The organism is Streptomyces sp. NPDC054863, from assembly GCF_053610825.1.
Genome location: NZ_JBSGZD010000395.1, coordinates 1 through 5,982 on the forward strand (window position 1 = coordinate 1; position 5,982 = coordinate 5,982).

Genomic DNA, 5,982 nt, shown 5'->3' on the forward strand with positions numbered 1-5,982 from the left:
CCTCCAAGGGGTGCGGGCCACCGGCCCGTTCGGCATGAACGGACCGAAACCGCCCCGGGAACAGGGAACTTGAGCGGTGGGCGGCCCGTTGTCCGAACACAAGGGCAACAATGGCCGCGCGGACTTGCGGCACGAGCGGGGGAGTCGACGATGACCGAGGGCACGAGCAGCAGCACGGGCGCCGCCACGCTGCTGGAGGACCCGGCCGGTGCGCCCATGGTCCGGGTCGAGGACCTGCACCGTTCCTTCGGTTCGGGAGCGGCTGCCGTGCACGCGCTGCGGGGCGTCTCCTTCACGATCCCGCGCGGTGAACTGATCGCGCTCAAGGGCCGGTCGGGCTCCGGCAAGACCACCCTGCTCAACCTCGTCGGCGGCCTCGACAAGGCGGACAGGGGCAGCGTCGTCGTCGACGGCACCGACATGGGCGGCCTCGGGGAGGACGGGCTCCTGGAGATGCGCAGGGACCGCATCGGCTTCGTCTTCCAGGCCTTCGGCCTGATATCCATCCTCAGCGCCGCGGAGAATGTCGGAGTGCCGCTGCGGCTGCGCAGGACCGACCCGAAGGAGCGCGAGGAGCGCGTCGCCCTGCTGCTCTCCCTGGTCGGCCTCGCCGACCATGCGACACAGCGTCCGGGCGAGCTCTCCGGCGGCCAGCAGCAGCGCGTCGCCATCGCCCGCGCACTGGCCAACCGGCCCGCCCTGCTGATCGCCGACGAGCCGACCGGGCAGCTCGACGCCGAGACCGGCCTCGCCGTCATGGAACTGCTCCGCGCGGTCGTCCGCAGCGAGGGCGTGACCGTCCTGGTCGCCACGCACGACGCCCAGCTGCTCGGCCTCGCCGACCGGGTGCTGGAGCTGCGCGACGGCCGGATAACGGACGGCGGCTGACCGGCGGCGGCCGACCGCGCGGGCCCGCCCGGGACCGTACGGCCGTCCGGGACCGTACGGCCGTCCGGGACCGTACGGGCGCCTGCCCGGGACCGTACGCCCGCCCGGCCGTGCCGCAGCAGCTGATCGGCCCGTGCGACAGCATCAGAATCCCGTCAAGGCACCCCCGCCCGCCTGCACTCTGTCCGGAACATCCCCTTCGGTGGCCTTAAGGTCAGGAGCAGCGCAGCAAGCTGCTTGAGAAAGACAATGGGGCCATGGGACGCGGGAAACTCCGGATCTACCTCGGTGCGGCACCGGGCGTCGGCAAGACGTACGCGATGCTCTCCGAGGCCCACCGCCGGGTGGAGCGCGGTACCGACTGTGTGGTGGCCTTCGTCGAGCACCACGGCCGGCCGCGCACCGAGGTGATGCTGCACGGCCTCGAAGAGGTGCCCCGGCGCACGATCGAGTACCGCGGCGCCACCTTCACCGAGATGGACGTCGAAGCGGTCCTGGAGCGCGATCCCGCCGTCGCCCTCGTCGACGAGCTCCCGCACACCAACGTCCCCGGCTCCCGGCACGCCAAGCGCTGGCAGGACGTCGAGGCTCTGCTCCAGGCCGGCATCGACGTCATCTCCACGGTCAACATCCAGCACCTGGAGTCGCTGGGCGACGTCGTCGAGTCGATAACCGGGGTGCGCCAGCGCGAGACCGTCCCCGACGAGGTGGTCCGCCGCGCCGACCAGCTCGAACTGGTCGACATGTCCCCGCAGGCGCTGCGCCGCCGCATGGCGCACGGCAACATCTACCGGCACGACAAGATCGACGCGTCCCTCTCGAACTACTTCCGGCCCGGCAATCTCACCGCCCTGCGCGAGCTGGCGCTCCTGTGGGTGGCCGACCGGGTCGACGAATACCTCCAGCAGTACCGCGGCGAGCACAACATCCGATCCACCTGGCAGGCCCGCGAGCGCATCGTCGTCGGCCTCACCGGCGGCCCCGAGGGCCGCACCCTCATACGCAGGGCCTCCCGGATGGCCGCCAAGGGGTCCGGCAGCGAGATCCTCGCCGTGTACGTCGCCCGCAGCGACGGCCTCACCGCGGCCTCGCCCAAGGAGCTCGCGGTTCAGCGGACCCTCGTCGAGGACCTGGGCGGCACCTTCCACCACGTCATAGGCGACGACATACCCAGCTCCCTGCTGGAGTTCGCCCGCGGTGTCAACGCCACCCAGATCGTGCTCGGCTCCAGCCGCCGCAAGACCTGGCAGTACGTCTTCGGCCCCGGCGTCGGCCAGACCGTCGCCCGGGACTCCGGGCCCGACCTGGACGTCCACATCGTCACCCACGACGAGGTCGCCAAGGGCCGCGGCCTCCCCGTCGCCAGGGGCGCCAGGCTCGGCAGCTCCCGCATCCTGGCCGGCTGGCTGGTCGGGGTGGTGGGGCCGGTCCTGATGACCTTCCTGCTCAACAGCATCAGCAACGCCCCCGGCCTGGCCAACGACGTTCTGCTCTACCTCTTCCTGACCGTCGTCGCCGCCCTCCTCGGCGGTCTGCTGCCCGCCCTCGCCGCCGCGGCCGCCGGCTCCCTCCTGCTCAACTACTTCTTCACCCCGCCCACCCGCACCCTCACGATCGACGACCCCAAGAACATCGTCGCCATCGTGATCTTCTTCGCGGTCGGCGTCTCCGTCGCGTCCGTCGTCGACCTCGCCGCCAGGCGCACCCACCAGGCGGCCAGGCTGCGTGCCGAGTCCGAGATCCTGTCCTTCCTCGCGGGCAGCGTGCTGCGCGGCGAGACCAGCCTCGACGCCCTCCTGGAACGGGTCCGCGAGACCTTCGCCATGGAGTCCGTGGCCCTCCTGGAGCGCGAGAGCGACGTCGACCCGTGGACCTGCGCGGGCAGCGTCGGTCCCAGGCCGACCGAGCGCCCCGAGGACGCCGACGTGGACATGCCCGTCGGCGACCACATGGCGCTGGCGCTGTCCGGCCGGGTGCTCCCCGCCGAGGACCGCAGGGTGCTCGCCGCGTTCGCCGCCCAGGCCGCCGTCGTACTGGACCGCCAGCGCCTCGTCGGCCAGGCGGAGGAGGCGCGCAGGCTGGCCGAGGGCAACCGGATCCGTACCGCGCTCCTCGCCGCCGTCAGCCACGACCTCCGTACGCCACTGGCCTCCATCAAGGCCGCCGTCACCTCTTTGAGGAGCGACGACGTGTCCTGGTCCGAGGCGGACGAGGCGGAGCTGCTGGCCGGCATCGAGGAGGGCGCCGACCGCCTCGACCACCTGGTGGGCAACCTCCTGGACATGTCCCGCCTCCAGACCGGCACCGTCACCCCGCTCATCCGCGAGACGGACCTCGACGAGGTCATTCCGATGGCGCTCGTCGGCGTACCGGACGACAGCGTGGAACTGGACATTCCGGAAACCCTGCCGATGGTCGCCGTCGACCGGGGCCTGCTGGAGCGGGCCGCCGCCAACATCGTCGAGAACGCCGTCAAGTACAGCCCGGACGGCGTCCCCGTCGCCGTCGCGGCCAGCGCGCTCGGCGACCGGGTGGAGGTCCGCGTCACCGACCGGGGCCCCGGCGTCCCCGACGACAGCAAGGGGCGTATCTTCGAGCCCTTCCAGCGGTACGGAGACGCCCCGCGCGGCGCCGGGGTCGGCCTCGGCCTCGCGGTCGCCAGGGGCTTCATCGAGGCGATGGGCGGCACGCTCACGGCCGAGGACACCCCGGGAGGGGGCATGACCATGGTCCTCACCCTCAAGGTGGCGCCGGGCCAGACGCCCGTACTCCCCGACTTCTCGGCCCAGGTCCTCTCATGACCCCTACCGCAGCGCACACCCCGACAGCCCAGACAGCAGTGAGGAAGGTCCCCATGACCCGGGTGCTCGTGGTCGACGACGAGCCGCAGATCGTGCGCGCCCTCGTGATCAACCTGAAGGCGCGCAAGTACGAGGTGGACGCGGCCCCCGACGGGGCCACCGCCCTCCAGCTCGCCGCCGCCCGCCACCCCGACGTGGTGGTGCTCGACCTGGGCCTGCCCGACATGGACGGCGTGGACGTCATCAAGGGGCTGCGCGGCTGGACCCGCGTACCGATCCTGGTGCTGTCCGCCCGGCACACCTCCGACGAGAAGGTCGAGGCGCTCGACGCGGGCGCCGACGACTACGTCACCAAGCCCTTCGGCATGGACGAACTCCTCGCCCGGCTGCGCGCCGCCGTCCGCAGGGCCGAACCGGTCGGTACGGCCGAGGAGGGCGACGTCCTCATAGAGACGGAGGGCTTCGCCGTCGACCTCGCCGCGAAGAAGGTGCACCGGGAAGGCCGCGACGTCCGGCTGACCCCCACCGAGTGGCACCTCCTTGAGGTGCTCGTACGCAACACCGGCCGACTGGTCAGCCAGAAACAGCTCCTCCAGGAGGTCTGGGGTCCGTCGTACGGCACCGAGACCAACTACCTGCGGGTCTACATGGCCCAGCTCCGCCGCAAGCTGGAGGCCGACCCGGCCCACCCGCGGCACTTCATCACGGAGCCCGGGATGGGGTACCGCTTCGAGCGGTAGGTGCGGGGCCGGGGGTCCGGGGGGTGCCCCCGGGGGACACAGCATCGCGGAGCCGGGGATGGGGTACCGCTTCGAGCGGTAGGTGCGGGGCCGGGGGTCCGGGGGGGGGTGCCCCCGGGGGACACAGCATCGCGGAGCCGGGGATGGGATACCGCTTCGAGCGGTGATCGTGACTACGGCGGGTGACCCCGGCGGGCCACTCCCCGGTACGCTTCCCGTATGAGTGCCGTACCTCGTCCCGAGAAGTCGACCGGGCGGTTCCGCCGGATGCTCGACCGCCTGTCCAGCTCCCAGGAGGACCTGCACTGCACGGAGCTCCAGGAGGACACCCACTCCGTCGGCTGCACCCCCATATCCGCCTGCGACGACCGACAGATCGTCAAGGTGACTGGTACGTTGCGCACGGTCACCCTGCGCCCGCGCGCCGGAGTGCCGGCCCTGGAGGCCGAGCTGTTCGACGGCACGGCCCCCCTGGACGTCGTCTGGCTGGGCCGCCGCTCCATCGCGGGCATAGAGCCCGGCCGCAAGCTCATCGCCTCCGGCCGGATTTCCATGAGCCACGGCCGCCGGGTGCTCTTCAATCCCAAATACGAACTCCGACCGCTCGGACAGGAGTAGCCGGTGACGTCATTCGACAAGCCGACCACGACCCCCCACCAAGGCGACGGCGCCGCGCAGCCCCATGACGCGGCGCAGCCCCATGTCGTCCCGCAGGACGCGCCCCCGCAGGACCCCGCCGCGAAGGCCGTCACCGAGGCTGCCCTCTTCGAGGCGTTCGGCGGCGTCCGCGGCATGGTGGAGACGGTGCTGCCGGGGCTGCTGTTCGTGACCGTCTTCACGATCAACAAGGACCTGCACGTCTCGGCCATCGCGGCCCTCGGCGTCTCGCTCCTGATGGTCGTGGCCCGGCTGGTCCGCAGGGACTCCATGAAGCACGCCTTCAGCGGTGTCTTCGGCGTCGCCTTCGGCGTGGTCTTCGCGATGATGACGGGCAATGCCAAGGACTTCATGCTGCCCGGCATGCTCTACACGCTGGGCCTCTCCGTCGCGTACCTGGTCACGGCGGCGGCCGGGGTGCCGCTGATCGGCCTGATGCTCGGCCCGGTCTTCAAGGAGAACCTCTCCTGGCGGACCCGCAACCCCGGCCGCAAGAAGGCGTACACGAAGGCGAGTTACGCCTGGGGTCTGATCCTGCTGACCAAGTGCGCGATCCTCTTCCCGCTGTACTGGTGGGCCGACACCACCAAGTTCGGCTGGGTCGTCGTCGCCCTCAAGATTCCGCCGTTCCTGCTGGCCGTCTGGCTGACCTGGGTCTTCCTGGCGAAGGCGCCCGCCCCCATCGACGTGTTCGCGGAGATGGAGGCCGAGGAGAAGGCCGAGAAGGAGCGCAAGAAGGCCGCCGCGCAGCAGCGCGAGATCTGACCGGCCGACGAGACCTGCGTACGCGGCCTGCCCACGAGGCCTGCCCACGAAGCCTGCGTACAAGAACGGCCGACGAGGCTTGCGTACGAGACCGGCCCAAGAGGAGGGGCCCGCACCGAGTGACTCGGTGC

At 71.3% G+C, this 5,982-nt stretch carries 5 protein-coding genes; all 5 read left to right on the top strand.

Annotated elements, in window-relative coordinates:
- Positions 1–150 precede the first annotated feature (150 nt).
- The 5 genes from ACWGIG_RS36120 to ACWGIG_RS36140 all read left to right on the top strand — a co-directional run bounded on the left by ACWGIG_RS36120 (position 151) and on the right by ACWGIG_RS36140 (position 5,851).
- Positions 151–888 (top strand): ABC transporter ATP-binding protein, encoded by a 738-nt coding sequence (locus ACWGIG_RS36120; protein WP_453325944.1) that lies wholly within the window; start codon positions 151–153, stop codon positions 886–888.
- A gap of 257 nt (positions 889–1,145) precedes the next feature.
- Entirely contained in the window at positions 1,146–3,689 is a 2,544-nt protein-coding gene (locus tag ACWGIG_RS36125) for a DUF4118 domain-containing protein (protein WP_453325945.1), read from the top strand.
- A 53-nt stretch (positions 3,690–3,742) separates the two neighbouring features.
- Positions 3,743–4,429, top strand: coding sequence for a response regulator (locus tag ACWGIG_RS36130; protein WP_453325946.1), 687 nt, complete (start codon positions 3,743–3,745; stop codon positions 4,427–4,429).
- 219 nt (positions 4,430–4,648) lie between these two features.
- Complete coding sequence (locus ACWGIG_RS36135) at positions 4,649–5,047, top strand: OB-fold nucleic acid binding domain-containing protein (protein WP_398422217.1); 399 nt, start codon at positions 4,649–4,651, stop codon at positions 5,045–5,047.
- A gap of 3 nt (positions 5,048–5,050) precedes the next feature.
- Positions 5,051–5,851, top strand: a complete 801-nt coding sequence (locus ACWGIG_RS36140; RefSeq protein WP_453325947.1) for a DUF3159 domain-containing protein — start codon at positions 5,051–5,053, stop codon at positions 5,849–5,851.
- Positions 5,852–5,982: the final 131 nt, after the last annotated feature.

Bases quoted from the DNA above. Each gene is read 5' to 3' on its own strand.
- ACWGIG_RS36120 (WP_453325944.1), top strand. From the start codon at position 151: ATGACCGAGGGCACGAGCAGCAGCACGGGCGCCGCCACGCTGCTGGAG.
- ACWGIG_RS36125 (WP_453325945.1), top strand. From the start codon at position 1,146: ATGGGACGCGGGAAACTCCGGATCTACCTCGGTGCGGCACCGGGCGTC.
- ACWGIG_RS36130 (WP_453325946.1), top strand. From the start codon at position 3,743: ATGACCCGGGTGCTCGTGGTCGACGACGAGCCGCAGATCGTGCGCGCC.
- ACWGIG_RS36135 (WP_398422217.1), top strand. From the start codon at position 4,649: ATGAGTGCCGTACCTCGTCCCGAGAAGTCGACCGGGCGGTTCCGCCGG.